Source organism: Pseudomonas koreensis (assembly GCF_025447595.1).
In the GTDB taxonomy this organism is placed as follows: domain Bacteria; phylum Pseudomonadota; class Gammaproteobacteria; order Pseudomonadales; family Pseudomonadaceae; genus Aquipseudomonas; species Aquipseudomonas koreensis_H.
The window spans coordinates 71,452-92,654 of sequence record NZ_JAOEJU010000006.1; the positions used below are offsets into that span (position 1 = coordinate 71,452).

21 protein-coding genes are annotated in these 21,203 nt (G+C 61.9%); 10 read left to right on the forward strand and 11 right to left on the reverse strand.

Translation table 11 applies throughout. The features are described from left to right. Positions 1–26 precede the first annotated feature (26 nt). Together N8H71_RS10380 and N8H71_RS10385 are read right to left on the reverse strand one after the other, a co-directional pair. Positions 27–473, reverse strand: coding sequence for a hypothetical protein (locus tag N8H71_RS10380; protein WP_262193916.1), 447 nt, complete (start codon positions 471–473; stop codon positions 27–29). After that, positions 470–898 carry a hypothetical protein gene (locus N8H71_RS10385; protein WP_039771768.1) on the reverse strand — a complete coding sequence of 143 codons (429 nt, stop codon included), beginning with the start codon at positions 896–898 and terminating at the stop codon, positions 470–472. The genes N8H71_RS10380 and N8H71_RS10385 overlap by 4 nt, the downstream gene beginning before the upstream one ends. 204 nt (positions 899–1,102) lie before the next feature. Between N8H71_RS10385 and N8H71_RS10390 the strand changes: the two genes are divergently transcribed. The 3 genes from N8H71_RS10390 to N8H71_RS10400 all read left to right on the forward strand — a co-directional run bounded on the left by N8H71_RS10390 (position 1,103) and on the right by N8H71_RS10400 (position 3,455). Beyond that, complete coding sequence (locus tag N8H71_RS10390) at positions 1,103–2,014, forward strand: LysR family transcriptional regulator (RefSeq protein ID WP_262193917.1); 912 nt, start codon at positions 1,103–1,105, stop codon at positions 2,012–2,014. A gap of 140 nt (positions 2,015–2,154) precedes the next feature. After that, on the forward strand, positions 2,155–2,595 hold the full coding sequence (gene aroQ, locus N8H71_RS10395; protein ID WP_011336043.1) for a type II 3-dehydroquinate dehydratase: 441 nt from the start codon (positions 2,155–2,157) through the stop codon (positions 2,593–2,595). A gap of 5 nt (positions 2,596–2,600) precedes the next feature. Beyond that, complete coding sequence (locus N8H71_RS10400; RefSeq protein WP_262193918.1) at positions 2,601–3,455, forward strand: shikimate dehydrogenase; 855 nt, start codon at positions 2,601–2,603, stop codon at positions 3,453–3,455. A 117-nt stretch (positions 3,456–3,572) separates the two neighbouring features. On the opposite strand, the gene N8H71_RS10405 is transcribed toward N8H71_RS10400, so the two are convergent. Continuing rightward, entirely contained in the window at positions 3,573–4,250 is a 678-nt protein-coding gene (locus tag N8H71_RS10405) for a TetR/AcrR family transcriptional regulator (RefSeq protein ID WP_262193919.1), read from the reverse strand. Positions 4,251–4,352: 102 nt separating this feature from the next. Next, a complete protein-coding gene (gene quiC / locus N8H71_RS10410; RefSeq protein ID WP_262193920.1) occupies positions 4,353–6,254 on the reverse strand; it encodes a 3-dehydroshikimate dehydratase QuiC in 1,902 nt (633 codons plus the stop codon). A gap of 273 nt (positions 6,255–6,527) precedes the next feature. Between quiC and N8H71_RS10415 the strand changes: the two genes are divergently transcribed. Continuing rightward, positions 6,528–7,865, forward strand: a complete 1,338-nt coding sequence (locus N8H71_RS10415; RefSeq protein WP_262193921.1) for an MFS transporter — start codon at positions 6,528–6,530, stop codon at positions 7,863–7,865. 109 nt (positions 7,866–7,974) lie between these two features. Here the strand turns inward: N8H71_RS10415 and N8H71_RS10420 are convergent, their stop codons facing one another. The 4 genes from N8H71_RS10420 to N8H71_RS10435 all read right to left on the reverse strand — a co-directional run bounded on the left by N8H71_RS10420 (position 7,975) and on the right by N8H71_RS10435 (position 11,692). Further along, entirely contained in the window at positions 7,975–8,853 is an 879-nt protein-coding gene (locus N8H71_RS10420; RefSeq protein ID WP_262193922.1) for a DMT family transporter, read from the reverse strand. A gap of 66 nt (positions 8,854–8,919) precedes the next feature. Then, positions 8,920–9,735: a sugar phosphate isomerase/epimerase family protein gene (locus N8H71_RS10425; protein ID WP_262193923.1), complete on the reverse strand. Its 816-nt coding sequence runs from the start codon at positions 9,733–9,735 to the stop codon at positions 8,920–8,922. Between the two features lie 2 nt (positions 9,736–9,737). Beyond that, complete coding sequence (locus tag N8H71_RS10430) at positions 9,738–10,799, reverse strand: Gfo/Idh/MocA family protein (protein WP_262193924.1); 1,062 nt, start codon at positions 10,797–10,799, stop codon at positions 9,738–9,740. A 116-nt stretch (positions 10,800–10,915) separates the two neighbouring features. Further along, on the reverse strand, positions 10,916–11,692 hold the full coding sequence (locus tag N8H71_RS10435) for an IclR family transcriptional regulator (protein ID WP_262193925.1): 777 nt from the start codon (positions 11,690–11,692) through the stop codon (positions 10,916–10,918). A 177-nt stretch (positions 11,693–11,869) separates the two neighbouring features. Between N8H71_RS10435 and N8H71_RS10440 the strand changes: the two genes are divergently transcribed. The 4 genes from N8H71_RS10440 to N8H71_RS10455 all read left to right on the forward strand — a co-directional run bounded on the left by N8H71_RS10440 (position 11,870) and on the right by N8H71_RS10455 (position 16,471). After that, on the forward strand, positions 11,870–13,606 hold the full coding sequence (locus tag N8H71_RS10440) for an FAD-dependent oxidoreductase (RefSeq protein ID WP_262193926.1): 1,737 nt from the start codon (positions 11,870–11,872) through the stop codon (positions 13,604–13,606). After that, on the forward strand, positions 13,590–14,423 hold the full coding sequence (locus tag N8H71_RS10445; protein ID WP_262193927.1) for an aldo/keto reductase: 834 nt from the start codon (positions 13,590–13,592) through the stop codon (positions 14,421–14,423). Before N8H71_RS10440 ends, N8H71_RS10445 begins: the two co-directional genes overlap by 17 nt. A 206-nt stretch (positions 14,424–14,629) precedes the next feature. Then, positions 14,630–15,517, forward strand: a complete 888-nt coding sequence (gene ypfJ, locus N8H71_RS10450) for a KPN_02809 family neutral zinc metallopeptidase (protein ID WP_207984009.1) — start codon at positions 14,630–14,632, stop codon at positions 15,515–15,517. Then, complete coding sequence (locus tag N8H71_RS10455) at positions 15,518–16,471, forward strand: alpha/beta hydrolase (RefSeq protein ID WP_262193928.1); 954 nt, start codon at positions 15,518–15,520, stop codon at positions 16,469–16,471. It begins immediately after the preceding gene. Between the two features lie 29 nt (positions 16,472–16,500). On the opposite strand, the gene N8H71_RS10460 is transcribed toward N8H71_RS10455, so the two are convergent. From N8H71_RS10460 to N8H71_RS10470, 3 genes are all read right to left on the reverse strand, one after another. Further along, positions 16,501–17,094, reverse strand: coding sequence for an HAD family hydrolase (locus N8H71_RS10460; RefSeq protein ID WP_262193929.1), 594 nt, complete (start codon positions 17,092–17,094; stop codon positions 16,501–16,503). Further along, entirely contained in the window at positions 17,091–17,960 is an 870-nt protein-coding gene (tesB, locus tag N8H71_RS10465) for an acyl-CoA thioesterase II (protein ID WP_039771793.1), read from the reverse strand. Before tesB ends, N8H71_RS10460 begins: the two co-directional genes overlap by 4 nt. A 109-nt stretch (positions 17,961–18,069) precedes the next feature. Then, positions 18,070–18,639, reverse strand: coding sequence for a GNAT family N-acetyltransferase (locus tag N8H71_RS10470; RefSeq protein WP_262193931.1), 570 nt, complete (start codon positions 18,637–18,639; stop codon positions 18,070–18,072). Positions 18,640–18,721: 82 nt separating this feature from the next. On the opposite strand from N8H71_RS10470, the gene N8H71_RS10475 reads away from it, so the two are divergent. Then, on the forward strand, positions 18,722–19,642 hold the full coding sequence (locus N8H71_RS10475) for a histone deacetylase family protein (protein ID WP_262193932.1): 921 nt from the start codon (positions 18,722–18,724) through the stop codon (positions 19,640–19,642). A 280-nt stretch (positions 19,643–19,922) separates the two neighbouring features. Beyond that, positions 19,923–21,164, forward strand: coding sequence for a TIGR03862 family flavoprotein (locus tag N8H71_RS10480; RefSeq protein WP_262193933.1), 1,242 nt, complete (start codon positions 19,923–19,925; stop codon positions 21,162–21,164). Positions 21,165–21,203: the final 39 nt, after the last annotated feature.

Genomic DNA, 21,203 nt, shown 5'->3' on the forward strand with positions numbered 1-21,203 from the left:
CTCATCGACGGCTTTTTTGTGCCTGTTCATTGCACGGGATCGATCTTGCGCGGGCGCCCGCCCTTCCTGCCGTTGGCCCGTGCGGCTTCAGCTTTCGCAGTGCTACTCTGGCGACCATTGCGGGAGGCGATCACCGAGGCTGCCATGGCCATCAATGGCTGACTGGCCGAGATCATGCCGGCGATGGAAACCTGCAGATCCTTGCCGTCGTGGCACAGCGCGGTGCCGGCAAAGCCTACGTTCAACCCGTTGAAGTCGTCCGGTTCGAAATCATCGAATTCACGGTAGAGATTCACTGGCAGCAGCACGCCACTGTCGTCCTCGAAGTGAATCACCAGACAGGGTTTCTGAAAGGCCACCGACACGGCCTGCAGGCTGCTGCGACGGCGCAGCCCCCCGCGATCGACAGCTTCATCGAGACGCGTTTCCGTAACCGGTCGATCAGCATGCAAACCGGCTTTTACTGTTTTCATAGTTCGATCTCCACACCTTCCTGAGCACCAACCAGGGCCAGCAGGGTTTTGTTTTCTTCTGGTTCGTAATACGCCGATCCGATTCTGAAGGTTGCTCCGGTGACTTCGCGCATGACGGCCACTTCGTTCGAGTCACCGTCCCACCATTGGTTATCGAGACACGCCGTCTGCAAACGAGTCCACCAGATCCGGCGAGCCCGCCGCAGATGAACAGTTTCACGCAGCGATTGGCGCAACCCCTCAAGCACTGCAATCGGTGGCCGACGCGACAGCGGCACCACATCCCATAACTCCACGCCGTTGTGCCAGAAGCTGAATTTGAAGCGGGCACTCCATGCACCTGAATCGACATGCGCATGGGGAGGGCAATGTTCGTCTCGCAACATGATCACCACCGACAATCCCTTGTAACTGCACACTTTCATGCTAACCCATCCGTTAGGTTAAAGAGTTTCGAAAACTGCCATTCCCTGACAATTCCGACCATCGGCATTGCTGCCTCAAATGGTCATTACGTTTTCGAGCCTAGTGCGGGATTCAGGAAAGCCCCGCGCAAAATGGTAAGCAGTTCTTTCGCAGCGGCCGTGCATTTGCTACATACGAAGACCCATTCCCCGGTGTAATCAATCATGCAGCGACACTTCGACGATCTTCAGCTGGGCAGCATCGAGTTGTTTTGCCTGGCCGCCGAATGCGGCAGTTTCACCGGCGCGGCACAGGCGGCTTCGGTGACGCCAGCAGCGGTGAGCCGATCAGTGTCACGCATGGAGGAACGCCTGGGCGTGCGGCTGTTTGCACGCACCACCCGCAGTGTGAAACTGACCGACATTGGCCGGCGCTACTACGAAGAATGCAGCCAGGCGCTGGCGCAACTGGTCGAGGCGCAACGGGAAGTCATGGGCCAGCAGCAGGAACCGTCCGGCACCCTGCGTATCAGTATTCCTACGACCTACGCCCATCATCGGATCCTGCCGCTGCTGCCGGCCTTTCGCGCACGCTTCCCGCAGGTGAAGGTCGACATGCACATCAGCAACCGCAACATCGACTTCGTCGGCGAGGGTTACGACATGGCGATCCGCGTGCGGGCGATTCCCGATTCCGGCCTGATCGCCCGCCATCTGGAAGACGCGGCGCTGGTGATGGTCGCCAGCCCCGATTACCTGAAACGCGCCGGCACGCCGCAGACCCTCGAGGACCTCGAACAGCACGAGTGCATCCAGTACGAATTGCCCAGCAGTGGGCGGCGGATCACCTGGCTGTTTTATGACGAGGATGCGCCACGGGAGATCCTCGCCGAGGGCAATTTCTGCTGTTCCGACGACGTGCTCGGTGGCGTGACCCTGGCCAGGCACGGCGCCGGGTTGTTCCAGACCTATCGTTTCATCGTCGAAAAAGAACTGGCCGACGGCTCGCTGATAGAAGTGCTCAAACCCTACAGCGGACGGTCGCGGCCGTTCACGCTGCTGTACCCGCAGAATCGCCACATGCCGCTGCGCGTCAGGGCTTTCATCGATTTTCTGGTCGAGCAATTGCCGCACTGAATTGCACAGTGTGCGATCACCGCACACAAAACCGGACTGTCGATGCGGAGCAATTGATTAAAGTAACCATCTAGTACAATTTAACTCCACAGGTCGAAACCCTCGACCCAAGCCAAAAACAATAAGTGGAGTTTGCACCCATGCCCCCTATCGTTCTGGTGCTCAACGGCCCGAACCTGAACCTGCTCGGCACCCGTGAGCCGGCGACCTACGGTCACGAAACTCTGGCCGACATCTCTGCCCTGTGCGGGCGCGCCGCCGAAGAGTTCGGCCTGGCCGTGGAGTTTCGCCAGACCAACCACGAAGGCGAATTGCTCGACTGGATTCACGGCGCCCGCCAGCGCTGCGCCGGCATCGTGATCAACCCGGCCGCCTGGACGCACACCTCGGTAGCGATTCGCGATGCCCTGGTCGCCAGCGAATTGCCGGTGATCGAAGTGCACCTGTCCAACGTCCATGCCCGCGAACCGTTCCGTCACCACTCCTTCGTCTCGGCCATCGCAACGGCCGTGATGTGCGGCTTCGGCAGCCACGGTTATCGACTGGCCCTGGAACATTTCAGCCAGCGGCTGAAGGGGTGATCCGCATGAATCGCAACAACGTGATACTCGCCGGGCTGATCGGCGCCGGCATCCAGGCCTCCCGCACCCCGGCGCTGCATGAACACGAAGGTGACGAACAGGGCCTGCGTTATCTGTACCGCTTGATCGATCTCGATCAACTGCAACTGGACAGCAACGCCCTGCCCGACCTGCTGCTGGCCGCCGAACGCATGAATTACACCGGGCTGAACATCACCTTCCCGTGCAAGCAGGCAATCATCCCGCTGCTCGATGAGCTGTCTCCCGAAGCCCGAGGCATCGGCGCCGTGAACACGGTGGTGCTGAAGGACGGCAAACGCGTCGGCCACAACACCGATTGCCTGGGTTTCGCCGAAGGATTTCGTCGCGGCCTGCCAGACGTCGCCCGCGAACGTGTAGTCCAGATGGGCGCCGGTGGCGCAGGCGCGGCAGTAGCCCACGCCTTGTTGAGCGAAGGCGTACAACAACTGAGCATTTTTGATGTGGACGTGGAGCGGGCCGAAAGCCTAGCCAACAACCTCAACCAGCATTTCGGCGCTGGCCGGGCGGTTGCCGGGCATGATCTGGCGAGCACACTGAGTCAGGCGAATGGCCTTGTAAACACCACGCCGATGGGCATGGCCAAACTGCCGGGCATGCCCGTGCCGACGGAGTTGCTGCGACCCGAGTTGTGGGTAGCGGAGATCGTGTATTTCCCGCTGGAAACGGAATTGCTGCGCAACGCCCGCGCCCTGGGTTGCCGAACCCTGGATGGCGGCAACATGGCGGTGTTTCAGGCAGTGAAGGCGTTTGAGCTGTTCAGCGGCAAAGTGCCGGATGCGCAGCGAATGCTCGCGCATTTTCAAAGCATGAATGGTTGAATCGCACCTCTGCTCCCTGTGGGAGCGAGCTTGCTCGCGAAGGCTTACCGTCAGCCAATGCATGTGTTGTCTGACACACCGCTTTCGCGAGCAAGCTCGCTCCCACAAAGGACGCCATCACGCCTGCAAGTAACGCAGCACCGACTCGCAAATCATCTCGCGATGACGCTGCTTGATGCTTTCGTCCGGCAGGTCGATCTGAAAGATCTCACCGAATGTGTGGCGGTTCGATACGCGATAGAAGCAGAAAGAACTGATCAACAGATGCACGTCCAGCGCGTCGAGCCCGGCGCGGAACACCCCTTCTTCAGCTCCGCGACGCAAAATCTCGCCCAGGGAATCGAGGATGGTGTTGTTCATCGCCTTGATCGCGTCGGAGCGCTTCACGTACTCGGCGTTGTGAATGTTTTCGATGCTGACGATCCGCACGAAATCGACGTTGCGATCGTGGTGGTCGAAGGTGAATTCCACCAGACGCCGGATCGCTTCCACCGGCGGCAATTCGGCCAGGTGCAGGCGGTTTTCGGTGCTGCGGATATCGCCGTAGAGTTTCTCCAGCACCTCGACGTACAACTGCTCCTTGCTGCCGAAGTAGTAATAGATCATGCGCTTGGAGGTGTGAATGCGCTCGGCGATCGCATCGACGCGAGCACCGGACAGACCCTGCTGGACGAACTCGACGATCGCCTCCTGCAGGATATTCTCGCGAGTCTTTTCCGGGTTGTTCTTGCGACTCTTGCGCGGCTCTACCGCTGATGAAACGGGGGCTGCGGAAAGTTCTGAAGTCATCGTCATTGCGGGCTCACGGCCATCACTGCACAGGCTGGCGATTATGGGCCGCGCGCCCCGGTGAAGGAAGCCGCGCAGCCCGTGTTTAATCCCGCGTTTACGAAATTCCTACAACTTCGCCTGGCGAACGGCGCCACTGCGTGATTTGGCCATCGCCGCCAGTCGCACCGCGACGTTGGCCGCGCCATAACCGGCGTAACCGTTCTTGCGCTGGATGATCTCGAAGAAGAAACGCCCTTCGAACGGCTCGGTGTAAACGTGGAACAACTCACCGCCCTGCGCGTCGCGGTCGTACAGCACGTTGTAATACGCCAGCTCGCTGAGAAACTCGTCATCGAAATCGAAGCGCGCCGCCAGGTCGTCGTAATAGTTCAGCGGGATGTCCAGCAGCGGCACGCCCGCCTCTTTCGCCCGGCTGACTTCGGCGAAGATATCGTCGCAATCGAAGGCGATGTGATGCACCCCGGAACCGCGATAACTCGACAACGCGTGTGAGATCGCGGTGTTGCGGTTCTCGGAAATGTTCAGCGGCAGACGGATCGAACTGTCGCGGCTACGCAGCGCGCGACTCTTCACCAGACCGTACGGATCGGGCAGCACCACTTCGTCATCGGCCTCAAAATCCAGCAGGCTCTTGTAGAACAGCACCCAACTGTCGAGGCTGTCCGCCGGGAGTGCCATGGCCATGTGATCGATACGCTTGAGACCGCCGCGCGCCACAGCACCCGGCAGCAGATTGAAGTCGGTGCCGTAGACATCCGCCTCCTGATCCACCAGATAAATCAGGCTGCCGTCCGGCGCTCGCACCGCCGCCAGCTCCAGTTCGTTGGGGCCGACCAGTCCGCGATACGGCTGACCTTTATAGGCGACCGCCCGGGCCAGCGCGCTGGCGCTGTCCTTGACCCGCACGGCGGTGGCGCACAGCGACGGGCCGTGGGCCTCGAAAAAGCTGTGGCCGAACGAATAGGGTTCAGAGTTGAGGATCAGGTTGATATCGCCCTGGCGCAACAGGCTGACGCTCTTGGAACGATGCTGGCCGGCCTTGACGAAACCCAGCCGCTCCAGCCAGTTCGACAGTTTGGCGCCCAGGCTTTCATCCACGGCAAACTCAAGAAACTCGATGCCGTTGTATTCGCTGGCCTTCGGCGTTTCGAAGAGGATTTCACGGTTATCCACAGGACGGATTTCCTGCTCCAGGCGCTGGCGGGTTTTCTCTTCCAGATACAGCAGCGAACGCAGACCGTCGGCGGCATTGGCCCGAGGCGGCGCGGCGCGGAAGCCGTCGTTGAAGATTTCCAGCGACAACGGCCCGGTGTAGCCGCTCTGGATGATCGGCGCGAGGAAGCCCGGCAGATCGAATTCACCCTGCCCCGGGAAGCAGCGGAAATGCCGGCTCCACTCCAGCACGTCCATCGCCAGGATCGGCGCGTCGGCCATCTGCACGAAGAAAATCTTGTCGCCGGGAATCTCGGCAATCGCCCGTGGATCGCCCTTCAGCGACAAGGTGTGGAAGCTATCGAGCAACACGCCGAGTGCCGGGTGATCGGCCTGACGCACGATGTCCCAGACCTGTTGATAAGTATTGACGTGACGGCCCCAGGCCAGCGCTTCATAACCGATGCGCAAGCCACGGGCGCCTGCGTGTTCGGCCAGCAGGCGCAGGTCGTCGATGAGGATCTGTTGCTCGCCGATACTGTCGGGGGAGGCGTTGCTGCAGACCAGCACCAGGTCGGTGCCCAGTTCCTGCATCAGGTCGAACTTGCGCTCGGCCCGCTCCAGATTGCGCTCCAGGCGATCGCGGCGGCAGCCTTCGAAATCGCGGAACGGCTGGAACAGCGTGATGGCGATACCGAGATCGGCGCACATCTGCCGAATCTCCCGGGGGCTGCCGTCGTAATACAGAAGATCGTTCTCGAAGATCTCCACCCCGTCGAACCCGGCGGCGGCAATGGCTTCGAGTTTTTCCGGCAGGGTTCCGCTCAAGGAAACGGTGGCAATGGATCGCTGCATGTTTCAACTCCCGGTGGAGACGTCGGCTATGAAAATTGCGCCGCTTTTATAGGGTGAGCGAATTATTGGTCCCGGTTTATCATTGAGCAATTTAAAGTGTACTACCCGGTTAGTTTTGCGTGCGATTATCGAACACAATGCCGGTTTGGCGAATTGACGATTTTTCGTCCACTGCCCAACATCCATCTCACCTTGAGTCCGGAACTGAACCACCGGTCGCAGCGTGCACAAAAAAAGCACACCAAATAACAAATCCAAAAACGGGTGGAACACATGATTCCTTCACAGACTTCCCGCATGGCTCCGGCCATGAGCACTGCCACGGGTGGCATCGGCGACAAGATCCGCGGCGCCATGGCCGTCGGCAAGACCCGTTGGGGCATGCTGGCGCTGGTGTTTTTCGCCACCACCCTGAACTACATCGACCGCGCCGCCCTCGGCGTCATGCAGCCGATCCTCGCCAAGGAAATGAGCTGGACGGCGATGGACTACGCCAACATCAACTTCTGGTTTCAGGTCGGCTACGCGATCGGCTTCGTGCTGCAAGGACGGCTGATCGACCGGGTCGGCGTCAAACGCGTGTTCTTCTGCGCGGTGCTACTCTGGAGCCTGGCCACCGGCGCCCACGGCCTGGCGACCTCGGCGGTGGGCTTCATGGTCTGCCGGTTCATCCTCGGCCTGACCGAAGCGGCCAACTACCCGGCTTGCGTGAAGACCACGCGCCTGTGGTTCCCGGCCGGCGAGCGCGCCGTGGCCACCGGCATCTTCAACGCCGGCACCAACGTCGGCGCGATGTTCACCCCGATGCTGCTGCCGCTGATTCTTCACGTGTGGGGCTGGCAGGCTGCGTTCCTGTGCATGTCGGCACTGGGCGGGATCTGGCTGCTGTTCTGGGGCCTGAAGTATTTCAACCCGGAAGATCACCCGAGCGTCAAACAGTCGGAACTGGACTACATCCAGAAAGAAGTCGAACCGGAACAGGCCCGCGTGCCGTTCTCGAAAATCCTGCGCATGCGCGGCACCTGGGCCTTCGCCCTCGCCTACTCGCTGACTGCCCCGGTGTTCTGGTTCTACCTGTACTGGCTGCCGCCGTTTCTCAATCAGCAATACAACCTGGGCATCAACGTCACCCAGATGGGCATTCCGCTGATCATCATCTACGTCACCGCCGACTTCGGCAGCGTGGGCGGCGGGATTCTGTCTTCGTTCCTGATCGGTCGCGGCATGAACTCGATCAAGGCGCGGCTGCTGTCGATGTTCCTGTTTGCCTGCTGCATCATCGGCGTGGTCATGGCGGCCGGTTCCGCCAATCTGTGGGTCGCGGTGGCTGCGATCTCCCTGGCCATCGGTGCGCATCAGGCCTGGACGGCGAACATCTGGAGCCTGGTGATGGACTACACGCCCAAGCACATGATGAGCACAGTGTTCGGTTTCGGCGGCATGTGCGCGGCGATCGGCGGGATGTTCATGACCCAGATCGTCGGCCATATCCTGACCGTCACCAACAACAACTACACCGTGTTGTTCACCCTGATTCCGGCGATGTACTTCGTCGCGCTGACCTGGATGTACTTCATGGCACCGCGCAAAATTCCTACCGTCACCGAGTAACCTGCCCTTCCTTGTGGGAGCGAGCTTGCTCGCGAATGCGGACTGACATTCAGCACTGACGTTGAATGACACACCGCCTTCGTGAGCAAGCTCACTCCCACAGTGCCTTTCAGCGCCGGCTCTGCTGCCACGCTGCCGCCAGTCCACTGCAACAGATCACTGCGATCCCGATCACCGTCATCAGGGTCGGCGTGTGCGCAAACAGCAACCAGCCCAACAACCCCGCAAACACGATCTGGCAATAGCCGAACGGCGCCAGTAACGCCGGCGCAGCATGGCGGAACGCCTGGGTCAGAAACAGGTGCGCGGTCATTCCGCAACTGCCCAGCGCCAGCATCAACAACGCATGCCCCAGGCTCGGCACCTGCCAGAAGAACGGCACCAGCGCACTCATCACCAGCGTGTTGCACAACCCGGCGAAAAAGTTGCTGGTGGTCGGGCTGTCGATTTCCGCGAGCTTGCGGGTGAGCAACTGATAGAAGCAGAAAAACAGCGCCGAACAGAACGGCAAGAGAATCGCCGGAGTGAACAAATCACCGCCCGGATGGACGATGATCAGGACACCGATGAACCCGCACACCACCGCGATCCACTGACCGCGCGTCACCCGTTCCTTAAGCAACGGCACCGACAGCGCCGTCACCAGCACCGGCGCAAGAAAGTTGACCGCCGTGGCCTCGGCCAGCGGGATGTACAGCAACGCCGTAGTGAAAAACAGGCTGGTGCCCAACAGGCACAACGCCCGCGCCAACTGCCACAACGGACGTTTGGTGCGCAGCACTCGCAGCCCGGACTGCGGCAGGAAAATCCCCGCCATCAGCAGCGTGTGCACCAGATACCGAGCCCACACCACCATGGCGATCGGATAAAACCCCGAAAGGTATTTCGACAGCGCGTCGTGGCTGGAGAACAGGAAGGTTGCCACGACAATCAGCAAGATCCCCTTGAAGGGTTGGTTGACGCCGGAAAGCGGAGTGCTGACGGTCATTGGCTCTCTCTGAATGAAAAATAAACGGTGACGAGGACGCGTGCGCCCTCGCCCCTTGGAGCAGACTTAAAGCCGGGCCAACAATTCCCGCGTCCGGTCGATTGCCATTTGCGCCCGCTGCAAACCACTCACGCCTTGCTCCAGCAATTTGAGGGTGGGAATTTCCAGACTCAGGGGAAGGTTAGCCGGAAGACTGCGCAACAAGCCGATCAAGTCACAATCGCCCTCGCCGGGAAACCGTCGTTCATTGCGGGCCTGACGCAAGATCTCGGCCATGTCCGTCGGCCTCGGCCCGGCAACATCGCACAACTGTGCGTAGCGCAGCCGCGAGGCCGGCACACCGGTCAGATCTTCCAGCCGCGATCCGGAACGGTCGAAGTGAAAGGCATCGACCAGCACCGCCCCGTTTTCGCGCCCGGCGTTATCGACGATGCGCAACGCTTGCTCGAGATTGCGCGCATCGGTCCAGGGCATGAACTCAAGATGCGGGTGCAAACCGTAGGCCGCCGCCAGATCGCAGAGTGCCGCAAAATTATCGGTGAGCCGCTGTTCGTCAGGATCGTTACCGGCGACCAGCAATTCGCTGGCGCCGAACTCCGCGCCGACGCTCAGCAGCTGCTCGAAATCCGCGACCACTGTCTGCGGTTTCAAACGCAGGATTTCCACGTCGAGCACGCCGATTCCGGTGTCACGCAAACGCGCCAGTGTCTGACGCCGCAAATCGCCATCGGCTACCAACGGGAAGTGATATTCCTCGGGTGTCGCCGGCTCCAGACGCAGGCCGACATGGCTGTAACCGGCACGGGCCGCGACTTCGACCATCTCGGGTGGCGACAACTCCAGCACGGTCAGGCTGGCCAGGGACAGAATTCGCTCGCTCATGTTCAGGCCTCGATCTGCGCAGGTTCGGTGGCGCGACCGCTGACCGCTGCTTCACGGATGGCCTCGACCAGCGCCAGGGTGCGGGCAGCATCGGCGGCACTCACCAGCGGTTCGACTTCCCGTCGCGCCACGCGGACGAAATGCTGCAACTGCAATCGCAGGGCTTCGTCAGGGGTGAACGGTTCGCCGACCGACAGCAGCGGTTCATGCCAACCGGCGTCCACCTGATCGGCGCGGTAATGCCAGCGTTTGAGTTGCGGAATGCTCAAGGCCCCGGCCGTTCCCGCCAGCAAGTAACAAGGCTGATCGGCCTGTCGTGGATAGACCGGATTCTCCCCTGAGTTCAACTCCCAGCTCCATGGAGCCGCCACCGCATCGGAACCGGTCAGGCTGCCCAGCGCTCCGCCGTCGAATTGCAGCAGGATCGCCGCGCTGTCCTCATTGGCGAAACCTCGCACCGAACAGTCGGTGTACGCCTGCACCGAACGCACTTCGCCGCAAAGATGACGCAGCAGATCGAGGTCGTGGATCAGATTGGTCAGCAGCATTCCGGCACCGGCTTCGCGCCGCCACGCGGTTTCGAAATACTGGTCAGGCTTACGCAGCTGGAACAACGCAGTCACCAGGGTCAGCCGTCCCAATGCTCCCTCCTTGACCAACTCATGGGCACGCACGATCAATGGATTGTGGCGCCGATGATGGCCGACCAGCACCGGCACGCCGCTGCGCTTCACCGCTGCCACCAGTTCCCGCGCTTCATCCAGGTATACGCCCACCGGTTTTTCCAGCAACACCGGAACACCAGCGGCCAGGCAATCCAGCGCAGTGCTGACGTGCTGATTATTCGGATTGGCGACGATCACGGCGTCTGGCCGGTTCTGCTCCAGCATCTGACGGTGATCGGCGAAATACGCCACACCCCACTCCGCCGCCAGGGCCGGTGCCTGAGGGCCGGGATCGGCCACGGCGCATAACGTGGCCTCAGTGAGATGTTTCATGTGCCGGTAATGTTGCTGGCCCATGTTGCCGGCGCCGATCAGGGCGATTCGAAGGGGCGGGTTCAAGGTGCGATCCTCTTGTGATTGTTGTGGGAAAACTCACTCCATCAACAATTTAGAACCCGGTTCCAGATTCTCACACCCGCCCGATTGAAAAGTGGGCGAACAGCGCACAGCTTTGCCTACACAAACAACTCCGAGGCCAGGCTGGCCGCCGACAACTCCTCGGTAAAGGTCAGCAACAGCGGCGCCAGTTCATGCAATCGCGCCCCCGGCATCCGGGCGCTTGGACCGGCGATGCTGAGCACGCCAATCACCCGGCCATCGGCGGGATGTTTCACCACCGCGGCAATTGCCGAAGTGCCCACCGCCGAGCTTTCTTCCACACAGGCATAACCCTGTTCCCGGGCCACGCGCAGGCGTTCGAGCAGTTCAATATTGGAGCGCGGCGCGTTGGGCCCGATATCCACCGGCACTTCCGCCCCTTGGCGCTCAACCAGCGACAACGCCTCCGCGTCGCTCATGCACGCCAGCCACGCATGGCCCGATGCGGTGTAGAACAACGGCGCATCGCGGCCCATGTCCGGGTCGTAACGCAGACCGGTGCGGGCGCCCTGAGCCTTGGCGATCCAGGTCTGGCGCTCGCCGTCGATTACTCCCAGACGCACCAGCTCACCGGTTTCCTGGGCCAGCCGATCGAGCACCGGCTGCACGATGTCGGCGCCGCTGCTCGACAGGTACTGGAAGCCCATCGCAACCAGTTTGGTCGACAGGTGATAGCGCAACGTTTCCGAATTCTGCCGCACGTAACCCAGACGGATCAGCTCGGCGAGCAAGCGGTGCGTCGCGCTCTTCGGAATGTTCAGTTGCTCGGCCAGGGTCTGCATCGGCAGCCCGCGCGGATCACTGGTGAGGCTTTCCAGCACGCTGAAAACCCGTTCGATTTGACTGCCGGCCATGGTGCGCTCTCGGTGAAATTTCGCCGATTCTAGAAGACATCCCAAGGAATGCGAAATCTGGAACCCGGCGTCCGATAACCGCCCACTTTGCGTGTCAGTCGGTTGATCTGCTTCGCCCGCACTGGTTATTTTCTGGAACATGATTCTAAAAACAATCGATTGCTGGAGCCCTTGCTGATGTCTGCCATTCCCGATATCGACTGCGACGTTCTGGTGGTCGGCTCCGGCGCCGCCGGTTTGTCGGCCGCCGTCACCGCCGCCTGGCATGGCTTGAAGGTCATCGTGGTGGAAAAGGATCCGGTGTTCGGCGGCGCCACCGCGTGGTCCGGTGGCTGGGCCTGGGTGCCGTGCAATCCGCTGGCCCGGCGCGCCGGGATCGTGGAAGACGTGGAATTGCCGCGCACCTATCTGCGCCACGAACTCGGCGAGCATTACGACCCGGCCATGATCGACGCCTTCCTTGAGGCCGGCCCGCGCATGGTGGCGTTCTTCGAACAACACACTGCCCTGCAATTTGCCGACGGCAACGCCATCGCCGACATCCACGGCGAAACACCGGGCGCCGGCACCGGCGGACGCTCGGTGATTGCCGCTCCCTATGACGGACGAAAGGTCGGGCGCCTGCTCAAGCGTCTTCGCACAACCATGCGCGAAACATCGTTCATGGGCATGCCGATCATGGCCGGTGCGGACCTGTCGGCGTTTCTCAACCTGACCCGCTCGTTGTCGGCGGCCTGGCACGTGACCCGGCGTTTCACTCGCCATCTGCTGGACCTGGCGCTGCACGGCCGGGCAATGCAACTGGTCAACGGCGTGGCGCTGGTGGCACGGCTGGCGAAGTCCGCCGAAGACCTCGGTGTATTGCTGTGGGAATCGGCGCCAGTGACGGAACTGCTGCGCGACGAATCACGTATCACCGGCGCTCGCGTGAACACCGCAAAAGGCCCGGTCACTGTCCATGCCCGCAAAGCCGTGGTGCTCGCGGCCGGCGGGTTCGCCAATGACATCGAGCGGCGCAAGGCCTTGCTCCCTCGCACGCCCACCGGTCATGAACATTGGGCGCTGCCTCCGCTGGCAGTCAATGGCGACGGTCTGCGACTGGGTGAAACCGTCGGGGGCCGGGTCAACACCGATGTGGCCTCGCCCGTGGCGTGGGCGCCGGTCTCGCAAGTGCCGCATTCCGACGGCAGCATCGGCCATTTCCCGCACATCATCGAACGCGGCAAACCGGGCGTCATCGGCGTGCTGCGCAACGGCCAGCGCTTCGTCAACGAAGCCAACGGCTATTACGACTACGTCAGCGCCATGGTCGCCGCCGCCCCTGAAGGCGAAGAGGTTGCGTCCTGGTTGATTTGCACCCGCGCTTTCCAGCGTCGTTACGGGCTCGGCATGTCTCGGCCGTTTCCGGTTCCGGTGTCAGGTTTTATCCGCAGCGGCTATCTGAAAACCGGCAATACCCTTGAAGAGTTGGCCACCGCATGCGGCATCGACCCGAACGGTTTACGCGCCACTCTCCATGACTACAACCACCATGCCCGGCACGGCGAAGACCCGCTGTTCGGTCGCGGCTCGACCCCGTACAACCGCAAACAGGGTGATCCCGCGCAACAGCCCAACCCGTGCGTGGCGCCTATCGAACAAGGCTCGTTCTACGCGGTGAAGGTGCAGCCGGGCTGCTTCGGCACCTTCGCCGGGCTCAAGGTCAACCCGCACGCGCAAGTGCTCGACGCCAATGACCGGCCCATCGCCGGGCTCTACGCCGCCGGTGGCGACATGGCCAGCATCATGGGCGGGCATTATCCGGCGGGCGGGATCAACCTCGGCCCGGCGCTGACTTTCGGTTACATCGCAGCCCGGCACATGGCGGGCGTCACGGCATTCGAACAGGAGATCGACCATGCAGCACATCGTTAACAGACAAGGACTGAACCTGCCAAAACTCGGCCTCGGCACCTGGCCGATGCTCGGCGACGAATGCACCCGCGCCGTGGAGCAAGCGCTGGAACTCGGTTACCGCCACATCGACACGGCAGCGGCCTACAACAACGAAGACGCAGTCGGACAAGCCCTGGCGAAGACGCCGACACCCCGCGAGCAGATTCACGTCACCACCAAGGTCTGGTGGGACCAGTTGCAACCGGACGCCATGCGTCACTCGCTGGATCGCAGCCTCAAGGCCTTGCGCAGCGAGTACGTCGACCTGTTCATGATCCATTGGCCGACCACCGGCTGGGACTTGCCCCGCACCCTTGAAACCCTCGCATCTTTCAAGGAGCAAGGTCTGGCTCGCAACATTGGCGTAGCGAATTTTCCGCTGCCGCTGCTGCGCAATGTCGTCGAGGAATACGGCATCCCTCTGTCAGCCATCCAGGTCGAGTACCACGTCCTGCTCGGACAAAACGCCCTGCTCGACTACGCCCGTCAACATGATCTGGCACTGACGGCCTACACGCCGCTGGCACGCAACAAGGTCTCGGAGGTTCCTCAGATTCAGCAGATAGCCGAAAAACACGGCGTGCTGCCGACTCAGGTCGCGCTGAAGTGGCTGCTGGATCAGGACAACGTCGCGGCGATTCCCAAGGCCAGTAGCAAGACCAATCAACTGGCCAACCTGGAGTCATTGAAGGTCGAACTGGACGATGACGACCGGGCGTTGATCGCCGGGTTGTCCAAGCGCGAACGTCAGGTCAGCCCGGACTTTGCGCCAGTGTGGGATGCCTTCGACCGCTGACACCTGACCCGGCGAAAGAAATCCGCCGGCGAATTGAATTCCCGGCGCTCGTGCTCGTCAATAACAGGCCCGACCTCGTCCCCCCGAGGCCGGGCCTTTGTGCGTGTGTGCGTGTGTGCGTGTGTGCGAATAGACGGACGACCGGACTGGCGCCACACTCACACACCAGCAACACTCATCACCACGATCAGAAAGAGGATTCCCACATGCTATGGAAAAAAGGCCGACGCAGTGACAACGTCGTCGATGCCCGTGGCGATGATATGGGCGGTGGTGGCGGTATGCGCTTTGGCGGCGGCAAGGGCCTGAGCCTCGGGGCGATCCTGCTGATTGTCGGTATCGGCTGGATCACCGGGCAGGACCCGCTGCAGATCCTCGGCCAGCTCACCGGGCAGATGACCGAACAATCGGCCCCCACTTCGCAAACCCGTCAGGCACCGCCGGCCAATGATGAGCAGGCCGAATTCGTGCGCTCGATCCTTGGCGACACCGAAGACACCTGGGGCGCGATCTTCCAGCAAGCCGGCCGGCAATATAAGGACCCGACCCTGGTGCTGTTCAGCAATCGGGTCAATTCCGCCTGTGGTCTGGCGACCTCGGCCACCGGCCCGTTCTATTGTCCCGCGGACCAGAAGGTCTATCTGGACATGGCGTTCTTCCAGGAAATGGCCCAGCGCTTCAAAGCCGCCGGCGACTTCGCCCAGGCCTACGTGATCGCTCACGAAGTCGGACACCATGTGCAGACGCTGCTCGGCGTCTCGGCGAAAATTCAGGCAGCCCGCCAGCAAGGCCGGCAGATGGAAGGTGACGGCGGACTGCTGGTGCGTCAGGAACTGCAAGCCGATTGTCTGGCCGGGGTCTGGGCCTACAACGCGCAGAAGCGTCTGAACTGGCTGGAACCGGGCGACATCGAAGAAGCCTTGAACGCGGCGAACGCCATCGGTGATGATCGCCTGCAACAACAGGGTCAGGGCCGTGTGGTGCCGGACTCGTTTACTCACGGTACGTCGGCGCAAAGGGTGCGCTGGTTCAAAACCGGATTCGCCCAGGGCCAGGTCGGCCAGTGCGATACCTTTGCGGCGAAAAACCTGTAAATGCATAAATGGCTGTTGGCTTTACTGTTCATCGGCGGCACCGCCCAAGCGGCCGGCGTCGACGCAATCAGTCCCGGGCGCCTGCAATTGCAGGCCGGCGAAATGGCGGTGGGCATCGGCCCGGCGCCGGCGAAAATCGAGCGCGTGCTGATCGTCATTCATGGCCGCCTGCGCAACGCCGAGACCTATCGCAAAAGCGGCGAAGTCGCGGCAGAACTGGCCGGGCAAACCGCCAACACCCTGGTGATCGCCCCGCAGTTTCTCAACGAAAGCGATGTGCCGCTCTACTCGTTACCCGCCAGTGTGCTGCGCTGGCAAGGTAACGAGTGGATGGGCGGCGGGTTATCCACAGGGCCGAACCCGCTGAGTTCCTACGCCGCACTGGACGAAATCGTCGGGCGGCTGAGCGATCGCAAGCAGTTTCCGGACGTGAAGCAGATCGTGATCTTCGGTCACTCCGGCGGTGCCCAGGTGGTGCAGCGTTATGCGCTGCTGGCCCAGGAACAACCGGCGCTCAAGGCCGAAGGCATTCGCTTGCGTTACGTGGTGGCCAACCCGTCGTCGTACGCCTACTTCAATGAGCAACGCCCGGTGGCCTTCGATCACGCGAAGTGCCCGGGTTTCAACCGGTGGAAGTACGGTCTGATGGATCCGCCGATCTACTCGGGTGGGCAAACGCCCGCGCAGCTTGAAGGCCGTTACGTCAAACGCGAGGTGATTTATCTGCTGGGCCAGCAGGACACCGACCCGCAACACCCGGCGCTGGACAAGAGCTGCGCCGCCAAAGCCCAGGGAGCTTATCGACTGGAGCGCGGGAAGCTGTTTTTCGGTTACTTGCTGCGTCGTCACCCTGAAGGGGTGAATCAGCGACTGATCGAAGTGCCCGGCGTCGGCCATAACGGCGACGGCATGCTGACCTCGCCGGAAGGCCAGAAAGCACTGTTCGAGCAATAAAAAACGGGGGCCCAAGCCCCCGTTTTTTTTCAAGCGAACAACATCCGTCGCAACTCCACACAATCCTTCGCATGCCAGTCGGTCAGCTCCGGCCACGGATTATCCGGCAGGTTCACCAGCACCGTGTGCGTGCCCGCCGCCCGACCGCAATCGAGGTCGAAGCGGTAATCGCCGACCATCACCATCTCGCTCGCCGGCACTTGCCAGGCCTCGGCCAGTTTCAGCAGGCCACCCGGATGCGGTTTTGGCGGTGCTTCATCGCGGCCCAGCACATCCTCCACCGCAAAGCAGTCGGCCAGGCCGATGGCCTCCAGCGTGACATGGGCCAGTTCCCGCGCATTGCGGGTCAGGATGCCCAAGCGATATCCCCGAGCGTGCAGGTCGCGCACCAGCTCCACCGCGCCGACCGCCGGGGTCGAGCCGAGCGCCAGATCCCGCTCATGTTCCAGCAGCCACGCGTGTTTCGCCGCCGCTGCATCGGCGGGCAACGCCGCGAGGTGGGTGAGGATGTCGTCCTCCGGCGGGATCGACAGCGCCACGCGGATCGCCGCGAAGTCGTGCACGGCGACGGTCAGGGTGCCGTCCATGTCGAACACCCAGTGCCGCACCTCCGCCAGACTCATGCCCAGTCCTTGCGATGACGGATCAGGCCTTCCTGGGTCACCGACGCCACCAGTTGCCCGGCACGGTTGAACACGCTGCCACGGGAGAACCCGCGCGAGTTGCCGGCCCACGGACTGTCCATGGCGTAGAGCAACCAGTCATCGGCGCGCAGGTCATTGTGGAACCACAAGGCGTGGTCGAGGCTGGCGACCTGCATGTCTTTCTGCCAGACCGATTTGCCGTGCGGCAGCATCGAGGTGGTCAGCAGACCGAAGTCAGAGGCGTAGGCCAGCAGATATTTGTGCAGCGCCGGGATGTCGGCCAACGCGCCGTCGGCACGGAACCACACGTACTTGATCGGGTCTGCCGGTTGCGGGTTGTACGGGTCTTTTTCAGTGACCGGGCGCACTTCGATCGGCTTCGGGCACAGCAGCTTTTCGCGCATGTGTTCCGGGATCAGGTGCGCGCGTTGCTGGGTCAGTTCCAGCTCCGACGGCAGGTTTTCCGGGCCGACCACTTGCGGCATCTGGCTCTGGTGTTCGAAGCCTTCTTCGTCGTACTGGAACGAAGCGCTGCAAGTGAAAATCGGGTGGCCCTTCTGGATCGCGGTCACGCGGCGGGTGCTGAAACTGCCGCCGTCGCGCACGCGGTCAACCGAGTAGACCACCGGCAACTTGGCATCGCCCGGACGCAGGAAATAACCGTGCATCGAATGCACATGACGCGCTTCTTCAACGGTCTGACTGGCGGCCGACAGCGACTGGCCGAGCACCTGGCCGCCGAACAACTGGCGAAAGCCCAGATCCTGGCTGCGACCACGGAACAGGTTTTCCTCGATCGGTTCGAGGGTCAGCAGATCCACCAGATCTTCCAACACTTGGCTCATTCAGACTCTCCTCACACAAAGCAATGCCGCGCAGTCTTGGCTGCGGCGGGGGATTCAGGTTCTGGCCGGCGCCTCCAGGGGGCCGGCCATTGTAAACGTCCGCGCCTGCTTATCCATGCAAGGTTTCCAGCCACTGCTCCCTCGTGATGCGGTACAACACATGTCGCTGTAACGGGTGACCGTCCGCGAGACGCGGGTGGTCGAAATCATCCTGCGGGGCGTGGTGCATGCCGATCGCCTGCATGACTTTCTGCGACGGCAGATTGGTCTCACTGGTGAACGACACCACTTCATTCAGCGCCACCCGGTCAAAGCCGCAACGCAGAGCGGTCCACGCCGCTTCGCTGGCATAACCCAGGCCCCAGTGCTCCTTGGCCAGGCGCCAGCCGATTTCCACCGCTGGAGTGAACGGCGCATCGAATCCGACCACGCCGAGCCCGGTAAAACCGATGAACTCGCCGCTGTCCTTGCGCTCCAGCGCCCACAGGCCATAACCGTGCTCGGCAAAATGCCCGCGCACCCGGCCGATCAGCGCGGCGCTTTCCAGCCGGCTCAAGGGCGCAGGAAAATACCGCATCACTTGCGGATCGGCGCACATCGCCGCAAATGCCGGCAAATCCGCGTCCTGCCATTGGCGCATCAGCAACCTTGCGCTTTCCAGCTCCAGTATCGGTTCCATCCCGCCCCTCCGCTTGATGCCGTCAGTCTACATCGCTGTTAGGCTTTGCACTCTTTCCTGCAGCCTTTATGAATAGTCCACCATGCCGTTGCCGCTGATCTACCACGAAGACTACAGCCCGGAATTTCCGGCGGATCACCGCTTCCCCATGGACAAGTTCCGCCTGCTGCGCGATCACCTGGTGGACAGCGGCCTGACCCGCGATGAAGACCTGCTGCGCCCTGAACTGTGCCCTGCCGACATTCTCGCCCTGGCCCATGACCGCGGTTATATCGAACGCTACATGAGCGGCGAGTTGTCCCGCGAAGACCAGCGGCGCCTCGGTCTGCCGTGGAACGAAGCCCTGGCGCGACGCACCGTGCGGGCAGTCGGCGGTTCGATTCTCGCGGCAGAGAAAGCGCTGGAACATGGCCTGGCCTGTCACCTCGCCGGCGGCACCCATCACGCCCATTACGACTACCCCGCCGGCTTCTGCATCTTCAATGACCTGGCGATCATCAGCCACTACCTGCTGCAGAGCGGCCGGGTGAACCGGGTGCTGATCTTCGACTGCGATGTGCATCAGGGCGACGGCACTGCACGGATTCTGCACAACACCCCGGAAGCGATCACCGTTTCCCTGCACTGCGAAAAGAACTTTCCTGCACGCAAGGCCAAAAGCGACTGGGACATTCCGCTGCCCAACGGCATGGGCGACGCCGACTACCTGAAAGTCGTCGAAGATGCGCTCAACTATTTGCTGCCGCTGTACCAACCGGATCTGGTGCTGTACGACGCCGGCGTCGACGTACACAAGGACGATGCCCTCGGTTATCTACAACTGACCGACGAAGGCGTTGCCGCCCGCGATGAAAGCGTGATGCGCCACTGCCTGGGCCGTGACATCCCGGTAGTCGGGGTGATCGGCGGCGGATACAGCAAGGATCGCCACGCCCTGGCCCGCCGCCACGGGATCCTGCATCACAGTGCGCAGCGCGTCTGGCAGTCATCCGGTTGTCATTGAGTTGTGCTGCGTTACCCACAATGGCTGTGGAACGGCCTGTGGATAACCTGAGCGAAAGGGACTACAGCCCACGCTGAGCATGGCTTGCAGCGCGCTGGTTGTTTTTTGATCAGACCTTTCGATCATCACAAATCCCTGTGGGAGCGAGCTTGCTCGCGATGGCGTCAGTACATTCAACATTTAACTGAATGACTCACCGCTTTCGCGAGCAAGCTCGCTCCCACCCGGTTTCTGCGCTGTTAGAATGCGCGCCATATTTCGTCAGACCGCAGCGCACGCCATGACCCAGATTCACGCCACCTCTCCCGCTCACGTCGCCATCATCGGCGGTGGCCCCGCCGGCCTGATGGCCGCCGAAGTGCTGAGTCAGGCCGGAGTCCGCGTCGACCTGTACGACGGCATGCCCTCGGTGGGCCGCAAGTTCCTGCTGGCCGGGGTCGGCGGCATGAACATCACCCATTCCGAAGCCTACCCGGCCTTCCTCTCGCGCTACGCCGAACGCGCCCCGAACATCGCCCCGCTGCTGCGCGCGTTCGACGCCGATGCACTGTGCCGGTGGATTCACGAACTGGGCATCGAAACCTTCATCGGCAGCTCCGGCCGGGTGTTCCCCACCGACATGAAAGCCGCGCCATTGCTGCGCGCCTGGCTCAAGCGCCTGCGCGACAGCGGCGTGGTTATCCACACCCGCCACCGCTGGCTCGGCTGGGATGAAAACGGTGCGCTGCGCATCGACAGCCCGGAAGGCGAGAAAACCCTGAACCCCGACGCGACATTGCTGGCCCTCGGCGGCGGTAGTTGGTCGCGGCTGGGCTCCGACGGTGCCTGGATGCTGCCGCTGGAGCAACGCGGCGTAGGACTGGCGCCGTTACAGCCGAGCAATTGCGGCTTCGAGGTGCAGGCCTGGAGCGAAGTGATGGTCAACAAATTCGCCGGCGCGCCGCTGAAAAATATCGCCATCGGTTTGAACGACGATGTTCCGCGTCTGGGTGAATGCGTGATTACCGCGACCGGCATCGAGGGCAGTCTGATCTACGCGTTGTCGGCACCGATTCGCGAGGCGATCAATGTGCACGGTGTCGCGACCATTCACATCGACCTGCTGCCCGGCCGACCTGTGGATAAATTGCAGGCGGCATTGAGCAAACCTCGGGGTTCGCGCTCGATGGCCAAGCATCTGCACAGTCAGGTCGGGATTGACGGGGTGAAAGCGGCGTTGCTGCGTGAACTCACTGATGCTGCGACGTTTGCTGATCCGGAGCTGTTGGCCCGAGCGATCAAAGCTTTGCCGCTGACGCTGGTGAAAACCCGTCCGCTGGATGAAGCGATCAGCAGCGCGGGCGGTGTGACGTTCGAGGCGATGGATGAGCGCTTGATGCTCAAGGCGTTGCCGGGGGTGTTCTGCGCAGGGGAAATGTTGGATTGGGAAGCACCGACTGGCGGGTATCTACTGACGGCGTGTTTTGCCAGTGGCCGGGCGGCGGGGTTTCGGATGGCGCAGTGGTTGCAGCGAAAAGATTGAAACCGACGCGCTGCTTTCGCGAGCAGGCTCGCTCCCACA

Coding starts and splice junctions, on each gene's coding strand:
- N8H71_RS10380 (WP_262193916.1), bottom strand. CDS start 473: ATGAAAACAGTAAAAGCCGGTTTGCATGCTGATCGACCGGTTACGGAA.
- N8H71_RS10385 (WP_039771768.1), bottom strand. CDS start 898: ATGAAAGTGTGCAGTTACAAGGGATTGTCGGTGGTGATCATGTTGCGA.
- N8H71_RS10390 (WP_262193917.1), top strand. CDS start 1,103: ATGCAGCGACACTTCGACGATCTTCAGCTGGGCAGCATCGAGTTGTTT.
- aroQ (WP_011336043.1), top strand. CDS start 2,155: ATGCCCCCTATCGTTCTGGTGCTCAACGGCCCGAACCTGAACCTGCTC.
- N8H71_RS10400 (WP_262193918.1), top strand. CDS start 2,601: ATGAATCGCAACAACGTGATACTCGCCGGGCTGATCGGCGCCGGCATC.
- N8H71_RS10405 (WP_262193919.1), bottom strand. CDS start 4,250: ATGACGATGACTTCAGAACTTTCCGCAGCCCCCGTTTCATCAGCGGTA.
- quiC (WP_262193920.1), bottom strand. CDS start 6,254: ATGCAGCGATCCATTGCCACCGTTTCCTTGAGCGGAACCCTGCCGGAA.
- N8H71_RS10415 (WP_262193921.1), top strand. CDS start 6,528: ATGATTCCTTCACAGACTTCCCGCATGGCTCCGGCCATGAGCACTGCC.
- N8H71_RS10420 (WP_262193922.1), bottom strand. CDS start 8,853: ATGACCGTCAGCACTCCGCTTTCCGGCGTCAACCAACCCTTCAAGGGG.
- N8H71_RS10425 (WP_262193923.1), bottom strand. CDS start 9,735: ATGAGCGAGCGAATTCTGTCCCTGGCCAGCCTGACCGTGCTGGAGTTG.
- N8H71_RS10435 (WP_262193925.1), bottom strand. CDS start 11,692: ATGGCCGGCAGTCAAATCGAACGGGTTTTCAGCGTGCTGGAAAGCCTC.
- N8H71_RS10440 (WP_262193926.1), top strand. CDS start 11,870: ATGTCTGCCATTCCCGATATCGACTGCGACGTTCTGGTGGTCGGCTCC.
- N8H71_RS10445 (WP_262193927.1), top strand. CDS start 13,590: ATGCAGCACATCGTTAACAGACAAGGACTGAACCTGCCAAAACTCGGC.
- ypfJ (WP_207984009.1), top strand. CDS start 14,630: ATGCTATGGAAAAAAGGCCGACGCAGTGACAACGTCGTCGATGCCCGT.
- N8H71_RS10455 (WP_262193928.1), top strand. CDS start 15,518: ATGCATAAATGGCTGTTGGCTTTACTGTTCATCGGCGGCACCGCCCAA.
- N8H71_RS10460 (WP_262193929.1), bottom strand. CDS start 17,094: ATGAGTCTGGCGGAGGTGCGGCACTGGGTGTTCGACATGGACGGCACC.
- tesB (WP_039771793.1), bottom strand. CDS start 17,960: ATGAGCCAAGTGTTGGAAGATCTGGTGGATCTGCTGACCCTCGAACCG.
- N8H71_RS10470 (WP_262193931.1), bottom strand. CDS start 18,639: ATGGAACCGATACTGGAGCTGGAAAGCGCAAGGTTGCTGATGCGCCAA.
- N8H71_RS10475 (WP_262193932.1), top strand. CDS start 18,722: ATGCCGTTGCCGCTGATCTACCACGAAGACTACAGCCCGGAATTTCCG.
- N8H71_RS10480 (WP_262193933.1), top strand. CDS start 19,923: ATGACCCAGATTCACGCCACCTCTCCCGCTCACGTCGCCATCATCGGC.